The following is a 16,377-nucleotide window of genomic DNA, read 5'->3' as shown; positions in this document are numbered from 1 at the left end:
GGCCCTCCCGCCCGGTACGAGCACCGAGGACGTGCTCGGTGTCGGCACCGACCGCAGAGCCCGGCTGGACCGGCTCGCCCTCCACGGTTCGGTAAGGACGGACGACTCGGTGCTCGACCTGCGCGGCCTCGACCAGTACGCGCTGCCGGAGGGTTCCATCGGCGCGTTCACCCCGGGCTGGGGCAGTGTCTCCCGGATGCGGGCCGTCTGCGGTACGGACACGGACCGTGCGGCGCCGTGCAGCACGGACACCCACGAGGTGACGGTCACCGACGGCCGGGTCGTCTCGGCGGCCGGCACACCGGGCAGGGGCGCGATCCCCTCCGGCACCACGGTCCTGGTCGGCCGGGAGGCGGGCGCGCAGCAGTTGCGCAAGCTGTCGATGGGCGAACCGGTCCGGATACGGCACCGGCTCGTGGCGGCGGGGACCCGCGTCCCGTACGACTTCGCGGTCGGCGGCTATCCGGTCCTCGCCCACGGCCGTCCGCTGCCGGGCCTCGACGCCACGACGTCGGCCGTGCGGACCGCCGCGGGCATCGCGAACGGCGGTCGCCGGCTGCTGCTGCTCGCCCTGGACGGCGCGCCGGAGTACCGCACGGGGCTGACCATCGCGGAAGTGGCCGATGTCATGCGGGAGTTGGGGTCGACGGACGCGTTCAGCCTCGACGGCGGCGGTTCGAGCACACTGGTCGCGCGCGAGCCGGGCGCGGCCGCGGTCTCCGTGCGGAACCATCCGAGCGGCGGCGCCGAGCGGCCCGTCCCCAACGGGGTCGGCGTCTTCTCACGCAAGTGACATCACGGCCTGAGGCCGCTCACCAGGTTCGCGGTCGCCGAGAGCCCGCTGTGGATGGTCGGGGCCATGCTCGTACCGGCCAGACAGAAACCGAGCAGAACGCAGACCAGGGCGTGCGTGATCTTCAGAGCGCCGTTGCGCAGGAACACCACCGCCAGGATCAGGAGCAGCAGCACCACCGAGATGGAAACAGCCATCGTCAACCTCCTCCGCCACGTCCGCTTCGCGGCGTTCGGCCGCAAGTGTGGCGTAGCGGAGGGTTTGCCGGTGTGGCTGACGTGTCCGCCGAACGTGTGGTGTCAGACGGCTCCTACGCCTTCCGGTGGGCGTCGAGGAAGGCCTCCAGACCTGCGAGGTCGTCGGTGTTGAGGTGATCGACACCGGCGGCGAGGAGTTCGGTCCACACCGCGTCCCGGGCGGGGCCCGCGAGATCGGGCGTGGCCCAGAACCGCACCCTCTGCCCGCGCGCGTGCGCCGTCCGGACGATGCCCCGCAGCTTCTGCCGCTCGGCGTCCGGGAAGGCGCCCACGCCCTGCCAGGTGAAGTTGAGCGTCCAGTTGTCGCTGATCAGCGGGGCGAAGGAGGCGGGGGCGGGACCTTCGAGATCGGCGAGACGGCCGTCGTAGAAAGCGCGGCGGACGGTCTGCGCCTCCATGGGGACCCGGGCGGCGCGGTCGCCGGAGATCACGGCCGTGACCGGGCCGGGACGGACGCGGCCGTGGGCGTACGTCGTGAACAGGTGCCGGTAGCGCCGCAGATGGCGGTCGAGTTCGAGGTAGGTCGACGCGCCCTCGGTCTTGATGTCGATGAGGAGCTGGAGCGGCTTGCGGTAACCCCGGTACACCGAGCCGTGGTTGGCCCTCACCCGGGCCGCGAGCGGGTCGAGGTAGAGGGATTCGAGGGTGCGTGCGGGGTCGAGGTCGACGGGGTCGTGGGCCACCAGGAGCTGGTCCCCGACGAGGAAGATGTCGGCCTCGGCGCTGCCGAAGCGGTGGTCGAGCGCGTCGAGGAGGGGGCGCGGATGCTCGTAGTCGTTGTGGGCGTGGGCGCGCCACAAGGGGCGCGGGCTGTGCTTGCGTTCGCCCGCCCACGCGTTCGCGGCGGGCAGGGCGACCGTGCCCGCGAGGGCGGCGCCGAGGGTGGTGAGGGCTCTGCGGCGGGTGGTGACGGCCATGCTCTGCCTCCCTGGATGTGCCGTACGGGGCCTCCAGGGAGTATGCGAGCCCGTGTGCGCCGAAGAGCAGTACTGTGCGGGGAGTTGGCCGGACCGCCACTGTCCGTTCATGTCGTCCGCGGGCGCACACGGAGAAGCCCGCCCCAGGTGGGGCGGGCTTCACACGGGTGTACGTCAGGGGGTCCGCAGGTCCACGAGTCCGGCCAGCGTCTCCCGGTGGCGGCCCGCCGTGCCGTAGGCGATCGAGTCGGCCTTGGCGCGCTTGAGGTACAGATGCGCCGGGTGCTCCCACGTCATGCCGATGCCGCCGTGCAGTTGGACGGCCTCCTCGGCCGCGTGGACCGCGACGGGCGCGGCGTAGGCCTGGGCGACGGCGACCGCCACGTCGCTGTCGTGGCTGCCGGTGGAGAGGGCGTCGGCCGCGTTGCGGGCCGCGGCGCGCAGGTTGACGACCTCCAGCCACAGCTGGGCGAGCCGGTGCTTGAGCGCCTGGAAGCCGCCGACCGGCCGGTTGAACTGCTTGCGCTCCTTCAGATAGCGGACCGTCTCGGTCAACGTCCAGTCGGCCAGTCCGAGTTGCTCGGAGGTCAGCAGCCCGGCACCGGCGCGCAGGGCGCGTTGCACGGCGGGTTCCGCGTCCCCCAGCAGACGTCCCGGCGCCCCGTCGAGGACGACCTTCGCCAGCGGGCGGGTCAGGTCCAGGGACACCTGCGGGGTGATGACCGCGGCCGAGGCGTCGACCGCGTACAGGCCCCCGTCGTCGGCGGGCACCAGCAGCAGATCGGCGACGGCCGCGTCCGCGATACCGGTCAGCTCACCGTGCAGGGCACCGTTTTCGAACCGTACGACCTTGTAGGCGCTCCCGGCGGGAACGCTCAGCGAGACGGCGAGGGCGCCGATCACCGTCGCGGACGCCAACTGGGACAGCAGGTCGTCGGCACCGCACTCCAACAGAGCCTCGGTGGCGACGACGGCACTGGTCAGGTACGGGACGGGCGCGACAGCCCGCCCCAACTCCTCCAGCACGACGGCGGCCTCCCGGTGAGTGGCGCCCTGGCCGTCCAGTTCCTCCGGTACGAGCAGGCCCGCGAGGCCCATTCCTTCGGTGAGGGCCTTCCACAGCGAGAGGTCGTGCGGGGTGTCGGACTCGATGCGCGCGATCACGCTCGCCGCGTCGCAGTGGTCGGTCAGCAGGTCGCGGACGGCCGCGCGGAGGGCCTCTTCCTCCTCCGAGTACAGCAGGTCGGGCTGTGCGCGCTGCGTTGTCATCGGGCCAGGTCCTTCCACGCGACGTCCTTGTCGGTGCGCGGCTCGGCGGGCAGGCCCAGGACGCGCTCGGCGACGATGTTCAGCAGGACCTCGGTGGTCCCGCCCTCGATGCTGTTGCCCTTGGAGCGGAGGTAGCGGTAGCCGGCGTCGCGGCCGGTGAAGTCCACGAGTTCCGGGCGGCGCATCGTCCAGTCGTCGTACAACAGGCCCTCCTCGCCCCGGAGTTCGACCTCCAGGCCGCTGATCTCCTGGTTGAGGCGGGCGAAGGCGAGCTTCATGCCGGCGCCCTCGGGGCCGGGCTGTCCCGCGACGAGCTGCTGGCGCAGGCGCTCACCGGTCAGGCGGGCGACCTCGGCCTCCACCCACAGCTTCAGCAGCCTCTGGTGCAGGTCGTGCGTGCGCAGTTCGGGGCGCTCTCGCCAGGTCTTCGCGACCGGCCCGATCATGCCGCCCTCGCGGGGCAGCCGCATGCCTCCGATGGCGACGCGTTCGTTGTTCAGCGTGGTCTGCGCGACCGTCCAGCCGTCGCCGGCCTCGCCGAGGCGACGCGAGTCCGGGATGCGCACATCGGTGATGAACACCTCGTTGAACTCGGCCTCGCCGGTGACCTGCCTGAGCGGCCGGACCTCGACGCCCGGATCGGTCATGTCGCAGATGAAGTACGTGATGCCCCGGTGCTTGGGCACGTCCGGGTCGGTACGGGCGATGAGGATGGCCCAGCGGGCGAGGTGCGCGCTCGACGTCCACACCTTCTGCCCGTTGACCACCCAGTCCTCGCCGTTACGGACGGCCCGCGTACCGAGCGCGGCGAGGTCGGATCCGGCGCCGGGCTCACTGAAGAGCTGGCACCAGACCTCCTCCCCGGTCCACAGCGGCCGCAGGTACCGCCGCTTCTGCTCCTCCGTGCCGAAGGCGAGGATCGTCGGAGCGGCCATACCGAGGCCGATGCCGATGCGCCGCGGGTCGTTGTCGGGGGCAGCGGCGGCCTCCAACTCCGCGTCCACGACCACCTGGAGGGAGCGCGGGGCACCGAGGCCGCCGAGGCCCTCGGGGTAGTGCACCCAGGCGAGCCCGGCGTCGAAGCGGGCGCGCAGGAAATCGAGGCGGTCGGTGGTGGCGGGCGGGTGTGCGGCCAGCAACTCGGCCGTACGGCGCTTGAGGTCGGCTGCGTCGGTCATGCGGCGGCTCCGTTCTCCAGCGAGGGCACTACGGCGACCCGGCCGGTGGTCACCCCGTCGGCGACGCGCTGCACGGCGGCCGCGGCGCCCTCCAGCGGCACCCGCTCGCTCACCAGCGGCTTGATCGCGCCCCTGGCCGCGAGCTCGGTGAGCTGCTCGTGGCAGTGCTGGACCAGCTTGGGGTTCTTGGTGTTGTAGAGACCCCAGTGCAGGCCCAGGATCGAGTAGTTCTTCACGAGGGCATGGTTCAGCCCCGGGCTGGGGATGGAGCCGCTGGCGAAGCCGACGACCACGATCCGGCCCTCGAAGGCGACGACCTTGGCGGACTGGGCGTAGGCCTGGCCGCCGACCGGGTCGTAGATCACGTCGGCGCCCCGGCCGCCGGTGGCCTCCTTCACGGCGGCGATGACGTCCTCGGCACGCCGGTCGACCACGACGTCGCAGCCGAGCTCCCGGGCCACGGCGGCCTTGTCGGCGCCGCCGACGACACCGATGACGGTGGCGCCCGCGGCCTTGCCGAGCTGCACGGCCGCGCTGCCGACCCCTCCCGCGGCGGCGTGCACGAGCAGCGTCTCCCCGGCCTCCAGACCGGCCCGCCGGTGCAGTCCGAACCAGCCCGTCTGGTAGCCGATGTGCAGGGCGGCGGCCTCGGCGTCGTCCAGCGCGCCGGGCGCGGGCAGTACGGCGGCGCCGTCCGCGACGGCGTACTCGGCGAACCCGCCGTACGGCAGCGCCGGGTTCGCGATCACCCGGCGCCCGTCCTCGGTCTCGCCGCAGATCTCCACGCCGGGCGTGAACGGCAGCGGGGGCCTGACCTGGTACTGGCCACGGCACAGCAGCGCGTCCGGGAAGTTGATGTTCGCCGCGCGGACCCTCAGCAGGACCTGGCCGTCGCCGGGCGTGGGGGGCTCGACGTCCTCGAGCCGCATCACCTCGCCCGGCTCGCCGTTCTCGTGCACTTGCCATGCCTGCATGGGGGCCTCCACGGGACTACCGCGCTCGTTCTGTCCGCCTGACCGGGGTCGTCCGCATACTAAGCGGTTGCTTGCCCATCAGGGAACAGTCAGGCACCTCACGACCTCCTGGGGTGCGCCCGTACGTGCATCCGCTCCCCCTGCGGACCGAACAGACTGAGGAACTCCACCGGCCCCTCCCCCGTCGACCCGAACCAGTGCGGCACCCTCGTGTCGAACTCGGCGGCCTCCCCCGCCACGAGCACCACGTCATGGTCGCCCAGTACGAGACGCAGCCGACCGGACAGCACGTACAGCCACTCGTAGCCCTCGTGGACCCTCGGATCCGGCTCCGGTCTGCGCTGCGGCTCCAGCACCTTGAACGCCTGGAGCCCGCCCGGTTGGCGGGTCAGCGGCCAGTGGGTGCGGCCGTTCCTCACGATCGGCTTGGCGCGGATCCGGGGGTCCCCCACCGGCGGGGCGCCGACCAGCTCGTCCAGCGGCACCTGATGGGCCCGGGCGATGGGCAGCAGCAGCTCCAGGCTGGGCTTGCGCAGCCCGGACTCCAGCCGCGAGAGGGTACTCACGGAAATACCGGTGGCCTCCGACAGTCCGGCGAGCGTCGCACCCCGCTCCTTGCGGATCCGCCGCAGCCGGGGGCCGACTTCCGCAAGCACCTCGTCCGTGTCGTCACTCATAGGGCTATTGCAGTTTCGGCAAAGATGTTTGTCAATACGGCAGCACTCGGGGGACCTTCTCGAGTGGAGGTGGTCACCATGACCGACAAGAACGAGACCGACAGGAACGAGACCGAGGCGCACGGGACCGAGGCGTACGAGACCGAGGCGCACGGGACCGAGAAGTACGAGGTGGTCGTCATCGGCGGCGGAGCTGCCGGGCTCTCGGCCGCGCTGGTCCTGGGCCGGGCCCGGCGCCGCACCCTCGTCGTCGACGCGGGCGAGCCGCGCAACGCACCCGCCGCGCACATGCAGGGCTATCTGTCGCGGGACGGTATGCCGCCGACGGAGTTCCTCGCCCTGGGACGCGAGGAGATCACCCGGTACGGCGTCGAGCTCGTGCGCGACCTGGCGGTGGACGTGTCCCGTGGTGAGGACTTCGCCGTGGCGCTCGCGAGCGGGCGGACCGTGTACGCGCGCCGGCTGGTGGTCGCCACCGGCCTGGCGGACGAGCTGCCCGCGGTGCCGGGCGTCGCCGAGCGCTTCGGCCGGGACGTGCTGCACTGCCCGTACTGCCACGGCTGGGAGGTGCGCGACCAGGCGTTCGGGGTGCTGGCCTCGGCCCCGATGAGCGTGCACCAGGCGCTGATGGTGTCCCAGTGGTCGAAGGACGTGACCCTGTTCCTGCACACGGTCGCCGAGAAGGAGCTCGCGGACGAGGACCTGCGCAGGCTCGCCGCGGCCGGCGTGAAGGTCGTCCCCGGCGAGGTGGCGGGCCTCGAGATCACCGACGACCGGCTCGCAGGCGTCCGGCTCACGGACGGCACGACACACGACCGCTCGGTGGTGTTCGTCGTGCCCCGCGCCGTTCCGCGCACGGGTCTCCTGGAGCAACTGGGCGCCGAACTGCGCGAAACCCCCTTCGGCGCGTATCCCGTCGTCGACGAAACGGGCCGGACGACCGTGCCCGGCGTCTGGGCGGCGGGCAACGCCATCGGTTTCGCGGAACAGGTCGTCCACGCGGCGAGCGGCGGGTACCGGGCAGCGGCGGCGATCAACGGGGAACTGCTCATGACCGACCTGGACGCCACCGCGCAGGAGCACAACGAGTAGAACCATGGCCGATCTCGACTCCGCCGTGCAGGGCGGTGCGAGGGGCACCGCGGCCGACCGGGCGCGGACCGCCTGCCTCCGTTGCACCATGGAGGGCATGCTGTTCGCCCGGCTCGCCCGTGTGTCCCAGGAGGTCGCCGCCACCTCGGCGCGCTCCCGGAAGACGGCTCTGCTCGCCGAGCTGTTCCGGGACGCGGAGGCGGACGACGTACCGATCGTCATCCCGTATCTGGCCGGCCGACTGCCGCAGGGGCGGCTCGGCATCGGCTGGAAGCTCCTGAGCCGGCCCGTCGCACCCGCCACCGACCCCACGCTGACGGTCCGGGAGGTGGACGCCCGGCTGACGGCGGTCGGTGCCGTCAGCGGCAGCGGCTCCCAGGCCGAACGCGGACGTCTGGTAGGCGAGTTGCTGGCCGCGGCCACCGCCGACGAACAGCGGTTCCTGTTCGGGCTGCTCACCGGGGAGGTGCGGCAGGGCGCCCTGGACGCGCTGGCCGTCGAGGGGCTCGCGGAGGCGACGGGGGCGCCCGCGGCCGACGTACGCCGTGCCGTGATGCTCGCGGGGTCGCTGCGGGCCGTGGCGCGGGCGCTGCTCGCGGACGGCCCGTCTGCCCTCGACCGTTTCCGGCTCACCGTCGGCCGTCCGGTCCTGCCGATGCTGGCGCACTCCGCGTCCTCGGTGGCGGAGGCCGTCGAGAAGCTCGGCCTGTGCGCGGTCGAGGAGAAGCTGGACGGCATCCGCGTCCAGGTCCACCGCGACGGCGACGACGTACGGCTCTACACCCGCACCCTCGACGACATCACCGACCGGCTGCCCGAGCTCACCTCCGCGGCCCTGGAGCTGAAGGGTGAGCGGTTCATCCTCGACGGTGAGGTCATCGCGCTGGACGAGAACGGGCGCCCGCGGTCCTTCCAGGAGACCGCGGGCCGGGTGGGCTCGCGGGTGGACGTGGCGACGGCCGCACACGAGGTCCCCGTCTCCCCCGTCTTCTTCGACGCGCTGTCCGTCGACGGCCGGGACCTGCTCGACCTGCCGTTCGCCGAGCGGCACGACGTGCTGGCCCGGCTGGTGCCCGAGCCGATGCGGGTACGGCGCACGCTCGCGCACGGACGGGACGACCTCGCCACGGCCGAGGAGTTCCTCGCCGGGACGCTGCGCCGCGGCCACGAGGGCGTCGTCCTCAAGGCCCTCGACGCCCCCTACACCGCGGGCCGGCGCGGCGCCTCCTGGCTGAAGGTGAAACCCGTCCACACGCTCGACCTGGTCGTCCTCGCCGCCGAGTGGGGCCACGGACGCCGCACCGGCAAGCTCTCCAACCTCCATCTGGGCGCGCGGAACCCGGACGGGTCCTTCGCGATGCTCGGCAAGACCTTCAAGGGCATGACCGACGCGATGCTCACCTGGCAGACCGAGCGGCTGAGTGAGCTGGTCGTCGAGGAGACCCGCTGGGGCGTCACCGTGCGGCCCGAACTCGTCGTGGAGATCGCGTACGACGGTCTCCAGCGCTCCACCCGCTACCCGGCCGGCGTCACCCTCCGCTTCGCCCGCGTCGTGCGCTACCGCGAGGACAAGTCCCCCGCCGAGGCCGACACGGTCGAGGCACTGCTGGACGCCCACCCGGAGGTGACCCGGTGACGACGCCGAGGCGAAGCGCTGGCCTGCTGCTGTTCCGGCGCGCCGGCAACGGTCTGGAGGTACTGCTCGGGCACATGGGCGGTCCGTTCTTCGCGCGGCGGAACGCCGGGGCGTGGACCGTGCCGAAGGGCGAGTACGAGCCCGACGAACCCTCATGGGACGCGGCGCGCCGTGAGTTCCAGGAGGAGCTGGGCCTCCCGCCGCCCGACGGCGAGGCCCTGCCGCTGGGCGAGGTACGGCAGACGGGCGGCAAGATCGTCACCGCCTGGGCGGTCGAGGCCGACCTCGACCCGGCGACCGTGGTCCCGGGGACCTTCCGCATGGAGTGGCCGCCGAAGTCGGGCCGGGTCCAGGAGTTCCCCGAACTGGACCGCGTGGAGTGGTTCGGCCTCGACCGTGCGCGTGAGGTGATCGTCACGGCACAGGCGGCGTTTCTGGACCGGCTGGCGGAGCACTCGGACAGCCCCAGCCCGGACTGAACCCGCGGTCGCGGCCCCCGCCGCCGCGCGGGAAGGTCGAAGCACAGCGTGTCCTCAGGAGGCCGGTCATGGCCATCGCGACGGTGAACCCCGCGAACGGCGAGACGATCAAGACGTACGACGCCCTGGGCGAGGAGGAGATCGAGCGCAGGCTCGCCACCGCCGACAGCGCGTTCCGCACCTACCGGACCACCTCCTTCGACGAGCGCGCCCGCCTGCTGCGCCGGGCCGCCGAACTCCTCGACGAGGACGCCGAGGACATCGCCTACGTGATGACGACGGAGATGGGCAAGCCGATCAGGCAGGCCCGCGCCGAGGCCGCCAAGTGTGCCAAGGCGATGCGCTGGTACGCCGATCACGCCGCGAGGCTCCTCGCCGACGAGGAGCCCGCCGAGTCCGATGTGGAGGACTCCGGCGCCTCCCGTGTCCTGGTCCGCTACCGGCCGCTCGGCCCGGTGCTCGCGGTGATGCCGTGGAACTTCCCGTTCTGGCAGGTGGTCCGGTTCGCGGCGCCCGCGCTGATGGCGGGCAACGTGGGCCTGCTCAAGCACGCGTCGAACGTGCCGCAGACGGCCCTGTACCTGGAGGACCTGTTCCACCGGGCGGGCTTCCCCGAGGGCTGCTTCCAGACCCTGCTCATCGGCTCCGGCGCGGTCGAGGACATCCTGCGCGACCCGCGGGTGAAGGCCGCCACGCTCACCGGCAGCGAGCCCGCGGGCCGCGCGGTCGCCTCGGTCGCCGGGGACGAGGTCAAGAAGACGGTCCTGGAGCTGGGCGGCAGCGACCCGTATGTCGTGATGCCGTCGGCGGACGTCGACCGGGCCGCGAAGACGGCGGTGACGGCGCGCGTGCAGAACACCGGGCAGTCGTGCATCGCCGCCAAGCGGTTCATCGTGCACACGGACGTGTTCGACGCCTTCGCCGAGCGCTTCACCGAGGGCATGAAGACGCTGAAGGTCGGCGACCCCCTGGAGGAGGACACCGACGTCGGGCCGCTCTCCAGTGAGCGGGGACGCGAGGACCTGGAGGCTCTGGTCGGCGACGCGGTGGAGAGCGGCGCCACGGTCCTGTGCGGCGGCGAGCGCCCCGACGGGCCCGGCTGGTACTACCCGCCGACCGTCCTCGCCGACGTGACCCCCGGGATGCGCATCCACCATGAGGAGGCCTTCGGGCCGGTCGCCACGCTGTACCGGGTCGCCGATCTGAACGAGGCGGTCGCGATCGCCAACGACACACCGTTCGGACTGAGCTCGAACGTGTGGACACGCGACGGGGCCGAGGTCGACCGGTTCGTCCGCGACCTGGAGGCGGGCGGCGTGTACATCAACGGGATGACGGCCTCCCACCCGGCGCTCCCGTTCGGCGGGGCCAAGCGGTCCGGCTACGGACGTGAGCTGTCGGGGCACGGAATTCGCGAGTTCTGCAACATCACCACCGTATGGCACGGAGCGTGAGCTCTCCGCGGTTACGATCCCCCCTGTGAACCGCGAAGTGACTCTCCCTCTGATCGTCGACGACCGCGGCACGTTGCAGGTGGCGGCCGCCGACGTCAGCAAGCTGCTGCGCACGGTGGGCGGCCGTTGGCTGTACCTGGTGGAGGCCGGCCAGGGCGGGCTCGACGAGGAAACGGTGGCGACCCTCACGATCGAACTGGCCAAGCTGGCCGACCGCATCGACGTGGCGTGCATCGCGCACAGCAGTGGCACGACGGGCTAGCGCCACGCGCGCCGCTCCTTTGCCTCTCCTCCCCCTGATCCGGATCACTGCTCCGGAGTAGTCCGGCGCGAGTTCCCCCCGCCGCCGGGTGATCGTGGAAGAAACACCATCCATCGGGGAACGCGGACATCCCCCGGGCGGCGAAAGCGGGCGTGCCCCATGGCGACTCTGTGCAGGCCGGCGGTCTCCGTTCCGGAGCATGTGATCACGCTGGAGGAGACGCTGGAGCTGGCGCGCACGCTCCACGCGGACCATCCGCAACTGCCGCTGGCGCTCCGGCTGATCGAGAACACCGGAGTCCGTACCCGGCACATCGTGCAGCCCATCGAGGAGACGCTCCGGCACCCGGGTTTCGAGGAGCGCAACAAGCTCTACGAGGCCGAGGCGAAGGCCCGGGTGCCGGCGGTCGTGCAGCGGGCCCTCGACGACGCGGAGATGCTCACCACGGACATCGACGTGATCATCTACGTCTCGTGCACGGGGTTCATGATGCCGTCGCTGACGGCCTGGCTGATCAACGCGATGGACTTCCGCAGCGACACCCGGCAGACACCGATCGCCCAGCTGGGCTGCGCGGCCGGGGGTGCCGCGATCAACCGGGCCCATGACTTCTGCACGGCGTACCCCGACGCCAACGCCCTCATCGTGGCCTGCGAGTTCTGCTCGCTGTGCTACCAGCCGACCGACCTCGGTGTCGGTTCGCTGCTGTCCAACGGCCTCTTCGGGGACGGTGTCGCGGCCGCCGTGGTCCGCGGCAGGGGCGGCACCGGCATCAGGCTGGAGCGCAACGGCTCGTACCTCATCCCCAAGACCGAGGACTGGATCGCGTACGACGTGCGTGCCACCGGCTTCCACTTCGTGCTGGACAAGCGGGTGCCGGCCACGATGGAACCGCTCGCCCCGGCGCTTCGCAACCTTGCCTCGGAGCACGGCTGGAACGCCTCCGACCTGGACTTCTACATCGTCCACGCGGGCGGTCCGCGCATTCTGGACGACCTCAGCAGGTTTCTGGACGTCCCGCCGGAGGCGTTCCGGTTCAGCCGGGCGACGCTCACCGAGTACGGCAACATCGCGAGCGCCGTCGTGCTGGACGCGCTGCGCCGGCTCTTCGAGGCGGGCGGCGCCGAGCCCAAGGCGCGCGGGCTGCTCGCCGGGTTCGGGCCCGGTATCACCGCGGAGATGGCCCTGGGCCGCTGGCGGCACTCGAAGGAGAGGGCGTGACATGACCCCGAGCGAAGAGACGATGCCGGCGCCTCCGGTACGGCACTGGCCCGCCCTGAACCTGACCGGGGTGGACTTCGACCCCGTACTGGCCGAGCTGATGCGCGAGGGCCCCCTCACCCGGATCGAGCTGCCGCACGGCGAGGGCTGGGCCTGGCTGGTGACACGCCACGACGACGTACGGTGGGTGACGAGCGACCCTCGGTTCAGCCGCGCGGAGGTGGCCGGCCGCCGGATCACCCGGCCGGCGCCGCACATGGTTCCGCAGCCCGGCGCGCTGAACCTCGCCGACGACCCCGACCACGCCCGGCTGTACGCGTCGGTGGCGCCCGCCCTCACCGCGCCGGGTGTCGAACGGCTGCGTGAGAACGCCCGCCGGACGCTCGACGGGATGGTCGACGAGATGCTGCGGGCCGGGCCCCCGGCCGACCTGGTCGAACGGGTCCTGGCCCCCTTCCCCGCCGCCGTCGTCTGCGAGCTGATGGGCGTCCCCGCCACCGACGGCCGTACCCTGCGCGCCTGGTCCCGGCTGGTCCTCTCCGCCGAGCACGGCGCCGAGACCGCCGAACGGGCCGGGCGGGACATGGCGGCGTACTTCTCGAAGCTGATCGCCGAGCGCCGGGACTCCGACGGCGAGGACGTCGTCTCGCTGCTCGGCGCGGCGGTGGGCCGAGGGGACCTCACCGAGGAGGAGGCGACGGCGCTCGCGGTGCCGATCCAGCTCGGCGGCGAGGCGGTCACCCACAGCACCGGGCAGATGTTCTACCTCCTGCTCACCCGGCCCGCCCTGTTCGAGCAACTGCGCGCCGAACCCGAAGTGCGCCCCCGGGCCCTCGCCGAACTGCTGCGCTACATCCCGCACCGCAGCGCCGTCGGCCTGCCGCGCGTCGCCACGGAGGACGTGGTGATCCATGGGGTGCGGATCCGGGAGGGCGACCCGGTGTACGTCTCCTACGTGGCCGCCAACCGCGACCCCGACGTCTTCCCCGACCCCGACTGGGTCGACTTCGGCCGCGACCCGAACCCGCAGCTGGCGTTCGGGAACGGTACGCACTCCTGCGCGGGCGCCCTGGTGGCCGGGCTGGAGACGGAGCTGATCGTGGACGCGCTCCTGGACAGGGTGCCCACGCTGCGCCTCGCCGTCCCGGCCGCCGAGGTCCCGTGGCGGCGCGGCGCGCTGATCCGCGGGCCCGAGTCCCTGCCCGTCGCCTGGTGACCGCACTCACCCCGTCCGAGGGGCTCCTCGTACCACCGGGCCACGGCCGCACGGTGCGCACACCCGCGCACTCCGTGACGTTCAAGGTGACCGGCTCGCACTCCCGCGCGGCGTCCAGCTTCGAGGTCGTCGTCCCGCCCGGCTTCGACGTGGGCGCCCATGTGCACACCCGCAGCGAGGAGCTCTTCTACGTGCTCGAAGGCGAGCTGGACGTCCTCGCCTTCGAGCCCCGCGTACGCACCCCCGACAGCTGGCGCCACTGGGAGTCGAGCACGGGCAACCGGGCCGTGCGGGCGACCCCGGGCACGGTCGTCGTCGTACCACCGGGCTGCCCCCACGCGTTCGCCAACCCCACCGACGCCCCGGCGAAGATGTTCTTCCAGGCGTCGCCGCCACCCGATCACGAGCGGTACTTCGAGGAGCTGCTGGAGATCCTGGCGGCGGGGGGCCCACCGGACCACGAGGCGATCGAGGAGTTGCGGCGCCGATACGACATCGAGCAGCTGACACCGCTGAGGGCGCGCGGCTGAAAGGGGCACGGCGCTGTGCCGCGCCCCCACGGCGCTACCGGATCGGCATCCCGGACAAGGTCCGCGCGATCACCAGACGCTGGATCTCGCTGGTCCCCTCGAAGATGGTGTAGATGGCAGCGTCCCGGTGCATCCGCTCCACCGGGTACTCCCGCGTGTACCCGTTGCCGCCCAGGATCTGGATCGCCTGCCCGGTCACCTTCTTCGCGGTCTCGCTCGCGAACAGCTTGGACATCGACCCCTCGGCCGCGGTGAACGGCTTCCCGTTGATCGCCATCCAGGACGCCCGCCACACCAGCAGCCGTGCCGCGTCGATGGACGTCCGCATATCCGCGAGCTGGAAGGCGACGCCCTGGTTGTCGATGATCGGCCGCCCGAACTGCTCACGCGTCCTGGCGTAGTCGAGGGCGACCTCGTACGCGGCGCGGGCCGTGCCCACGGCCATCGCACCCACGGCGGGCCGGGACGCCTCGAACGTCGCCATCGCGGCGTTCTTCACGCGCTCACCGCCCGCCTTGGCCCTCTCACGGGCACGGGCGAGGCGCTCGTCGAGCTTCTCCTTGCCGCCGAGGAGGCAGGAGCCGGGGACGCGGACGTCCTCCAGGACGACCTCGGCGGTGTGCGAGGCGCGGATGCCGTGCTTCTTGAACTTCTGCCCCTGGGACAGGCCCGGCGTGTTCGGCGGGACGATGAAGGAGGCGTGGCCCTTGGAGCCCAGCTCGGGGTCGACGACCGCGACCACGACGTGGACGTTGGCGATGCCGCCGTTGGTCGCCCAGGTCTTGGTGCCGCTCAGCACCCACTCGTCCTTGGCCTCGTCGTAGACGGCGCGGGTGCGCATGGAGGCCACGTCGGAGCCGGCGTCGGGCTCGGAGGAGCAGAACGCGGCGACCTTGACGTCGCCCGCATCGCCGTACATCTGGGGGATCCAGGTGCCGATCTGCTCCTCGGTACCGTTGGCGAGGACTCCCACGGCGGCGAGACCGGTGCCTACGATGGACAGGGCGATACCCGCGTCACCCCAGAACAGCTCCTCCATGGCCATGGGGATGCCGAGGCCGGTGGGATCGAAGTACTGCTGGGCGTAGAAGTCCAGCGAGTAGATACCGACCTTGGCGGCCTCCTGGATGACCGGCCAGGGAGTCTCCTCGCGCTCGTCCCATTCGGCGGCCGCGGGGCGGATCACATCGGCGGCGAAACCGTGGAGCCAGTCGCGGACCTCCTTCTGTTCCTCGTTGAGCTCCATGGTGAACTCGGCCATGACCCCTCCAGCACTGCACTAACGTGTTACCTAAGGTAACAGCAGTCTGTTACCGACCGGTAGGAAAAGTCAACTCCCGAAACGAGCTCGGCAGCCCGTTCGATGGGAACGCGGCAATGAGTGTTAGTTTGCGCAGGCGTCACCAAATCAGCACGGGGTGGGGAGAAACACATGGACACCACGCAGCGGACCGACCAGGAACGGTCCGCCGACCGCCGCCGTCGCGAACTGCTCGAAGCCGCCGACCGAGTGGTGCTCCGCGACGGCCCCGGAGCCTCCATGAACGCCATCGCCGCCGAGGCGGGGATCACCAAGCCGATCCTCTACCGCCACTTCGGCGACAAGGGCGGACTCTACGCGGCCCTCGCCAAGCGCCACACGGACGCGCTCCTCGACTCACTGCGGGCGGCGCTGGACGCCCCGGCGGAGCGCCGTGAACGGGTCGAGCAGACGCTCGACACCTATCTGACCGCGATCGAGGCACGTCCTCAGGTGTACCGCTTCCTGATGCACCCTGCGGAGGGCGGCCATCAGGGCGAGGGCTTCGACGTGGGCAAGCACTCCGCTCCCCTGCTCCGTCGCATGGGCGAGGAACTCGCCCAGGTCATCGAGGAACGACTCGACCTCGGCCCCGACGGCGAGCGCCTCGCGCGGGTGTGGGGCCACGGCATCGTCGGCATGATGCACGCGGCCGGCGACTGGTGGCTGGGTGAACGCCCCTGCTCCCGCAGGGAGTTGGTACGCAGCCTGGCGGACCTGCTGTGGGGCAGGCTGGCGGCGGCGGGTGACAAGGTCGGAGGACCAGGCTTCTGATGGGTGCGCCTGGGGTTCTCAGGGGCGCGGGGCTGTGCCCAATATGCGGCTCCGCCGCGCGGGCGCGACCAGCCACACACAACCCGCAGCCGCCAAGCCGTCAAGCCGTCAACGCCCCCACGGCGCTCGCGCGATCTGCCGCACAACCCTCCGCTTACGCCACCCCACGAGCCGATCCACATACACGCGCCCGTCCAAGTGATCACACTCGTGCTGCAGACACCGCGCGAAGAACCCCGTACCGCGGACGGTGACCGGCTCCCCGGTCACCGTCACCCCCTCGACCACGGCCTCGTCGTACCTCTCGGTCCCCGCCTCGAGCCCCGGCAACGACAGACACCCCTCAGG

General features: G+C 71.9%; 18 protein-coding genes. 10 read left to right on the top strand and 8 right to left on the bottom strand.

The genetic code is table 11. The features are described 5' to 3' along the window. The coding region (locus tag FNH04_RS24165; protein ID WP_152787590.1) for a phosphodiester glycosidase family protein at positions 1 to 793 on the top strand (793 nt) is incomplete at its 5' end. Positions 794 to 795: 2 nt separating this feature from the next. Here FNH04_RS24165 and FNH04_RS24160 read toward each other — a convergent pair. The 6 genes from FNH04_RS24160 to FNH04_RS24135 form a co-directional block, all read right to left on the bottom strand. Further along, positions 796 to 990, bottom strand: coding sequence for a hypothetical protein (locus tag FNH04_RS24160; RefSeq protein ID WP_152787588.1), 195 nt, complete (start codon positions 988 to 990; stop codon positions 796 to 798). Between the two features lie 113 nt (positions 991 to 1,103). Beyond that, complete coding sequence (locus FNH04_RS24155) at positions 1,104 to 1,967, bottom strand: phosphatidylinositol-specific phospholipase C/glycerophosphodiester phosphodiesterase family protein (RefSeq protein WP_152787586.1); 864 nt, start codon at positions 1,965 to 1,967, stop codon at positions 1,104 to 1,106. A gap of 174 nt (positions 1,968 to 2,141) precedes the next feature. Further along, positions 2,142 to 3,236, bottom strand: coding sequence for an acyl-CoA dehydrogenase family protein (locus FNH04_RS24150; RefSeq protein WP_152787584.1), 1,095 nt, complete (start codon positions 3,234 to 3,236; stop codon positions 2,142 to 2,144). Beyond that, entirely contained in the window at positions 3,233 to 4,414 is a 1,182-nt protein-coding gene (locus FNH04_RS24145; RefSeq protein ID WP_152787582.1) for an acyl-CoA dehydrogenase family protein, read from the bottom strand. The genes FNH04_RS24150 and FNH04_RS24145 overlap by 4 nt, the downstream gene beginning before the upstream one ends. Beyond that, the gene (locus FNH04_RS24140; protein WP_152787580.1) at positions 4,411 to 5,388 is read right to left on the bottom strand and encodes an NADPH:quinone oxidoreductase family protein; all 978 of its coding nucleotides are present in this window, start codon (positions 5,386 to 5,388) and stop codon (positions 4,411 to 4,413) included. Before FNH04_RS24140 ends, FNH04_RS24145 begins: the two co-directional genes overlap by 4 nt. Before the next feature lie 98 nt (positions 5,389 to 5,486). Then, a complete protein-coding gene (locus FNH04_RS24135; RefSeq protein WP_152787578.1) occupies positions 5,487 to 6,065 on the bottom strand; it encodes a helix-turn-helix domain-containing protein in 579 nt (192 codons plus the stop codon). 78 nt (positions 6,066 to 6,143) lie between these two features. On the opposite strand from FNH04_RS24135, the gene FNH04_RS24130 reads away from it, so the two are divergent. The 8 genes from FNH04_RS24130 (at position 6,144) to FNH04_RS24095 (ending at position 13,955) form a co-directional block, all read left to right on the top strand. Then, positions 6,144 to 7,157, top strand: coding sequence for an NAD(P)/FAD-dependent oxidoreductase (locus FNH04_RS24130; protein WP_152787576.1), 1,014 nt, complete (start codon positions 6,144 to 6,146; stop codon positions 7,155 to 7,157). A 97-nt stretch (positions 7,158 to 7,254) separates the two neighbouring features. After that, a complete protein-coding gene (locus FNH04_RS24125) occupies positions 7,255 to 8,793 on the top strand; it encodes an ATP-dependent DNA ligase (RefSeq protein WP_152787598.1) in 1,539 nt (512 codons plus the stop codon). Continuing rightward, positions 8,790 to 9,272: an NUDIX domain-containing protein gene (locus FNH04_RS24120; protein WP_322723702.1), complete on the top strand. Its 483-nt coding sequence runs from the start codon at positions 8,790 to 8,792 to the stop codon at positions 9,270 to 9,272. The genes FNH04_RS24125 and FNH04_RS24120 overlap by 4 nt, the downstream gene beginning before the upstream one ends. A 68-nt stretch (positions 9,273 to 9,340) precedes the next feature. Next, positions 9,341 to 10,726, top strand: a complete 1,386-nt coding sequence (locus FNH04_RS24115; RefSeq protein WP_152787574.1) for an NADP-dependent succinic semialdehyde dehydrogenase — start codon at positions 9,341 to 9,343, stop codon at positions 10,724 to 10,726. A gap of 25 nt (positions 10,727 to 10,751) precedes the next feature. Then, a complete protein-coding gene (locus FNH04_RS24110; protein WP_322723701.1) occupies positions 10,752 to 10,988 on the top strand; it encodes a DUF6213 family protein in 237 nt (78 codons plus the stop codon). A gap of 108 nt (positions 10,989 to 11,096) precedes the next feature. Further along, positions 11,097 to 12,209 carry a type III polyketide synthase gene (locus FNH04_RS24105; protein WP_322723705.1) on the top strand — a complete coding sequence of 371 codons (1,113 nt, stop codon included), beginning with the start codon at positions 11,097 to 11,099 and terminating at the stop codon, positions 12,207 to 12,209. Position 12,210: 1 nt separating this feature from the next. After that, on the top strand, positions 12,211 to 13,425 hold the full coding sequence (locus FNH04_RS24100; RefSeq protein WP_152787570.1) for a cytochrome P450: 1,215 nt from the start codon (positions 12,211 to 12,213) through the stop codon (positions 13,423 to 13,425). Next, positions 13,422 to 13,955 (top strand): cupin domain-containing protein, encoded by a 534-nt coding sequence (locus FNH04_RS24095; protein ID WP_322723698.1) that lies wholly within the window; start codon positions 13,422 to 13,424, stop codon positions 13,953 to 13,955. The genes FNH04_RS24100 and FNH04_RS24095 overlap by 4 nt, the downstream gene beginning before the upstream one ends. A gap of 34 nt (positions 13,956 to 13,989) precedes the next feature. Here the strand turns inward: FNH04_RS24095 and FNH04_RS24090 are convergent, their stop codons facing one another. Then, on the bottom strand, positions 13,990 to 15,216 hold the full coding sequence (locus FNH04_RS24090) for an acyl-CoA dehydrogenase family protein (RefSeq protein ID WP_152787568.1): 1,227 nt from the start codon (positions 15,214 to 15,216) through the stop codon (positions 13,990 to 13,992). Positions 15,217 to 15,387: 171 nt separating this feature from the next. On the opposite strand from FNH04_RS24090, the gene FNH04_RS24085 reads away from it, so the two are divergent. Then, complete coding sequence (locus FNH04_RS24085; RefSeq protein ID WP_152787566.1) at positions 15,388 to 16,029, top strand: TetR family transcriptional regulator; 642 nt, start codon at positions 15,388 to 15,390, stop codon at positions 16,027 to 16,029. A gap of 108 nt (positions 16,030 to 16,137) precedes the next feature. On the opposite strand, the gene FNH04_RS24080 is transcribed toward FNH04_RS24085, so the two are convergent. Continuing rightward, positions 16,138 to 16,377 (bottom strand): peptide deformylase (locus FNH04_RS24080; RefSeq protein WP_194236792.1); only part of this gene is annotated, 240 nt, incomplete at its 5' end.

The organism is Streptomyces phyllanthi, from assembly GCF_009377205.1.
GTDB classification, from domain to species: domain Bacteria; phylum Actinomycetota; class Actinomycetes; order Streptomycetales; family Streptomycetaceae; genus Streptomyces; species Streptomyces phyllanthi.
Note: the sequence above shows the minus strand (reverse complement) of the source record. Positions and strands in the feature narration are given on the sequence as shown.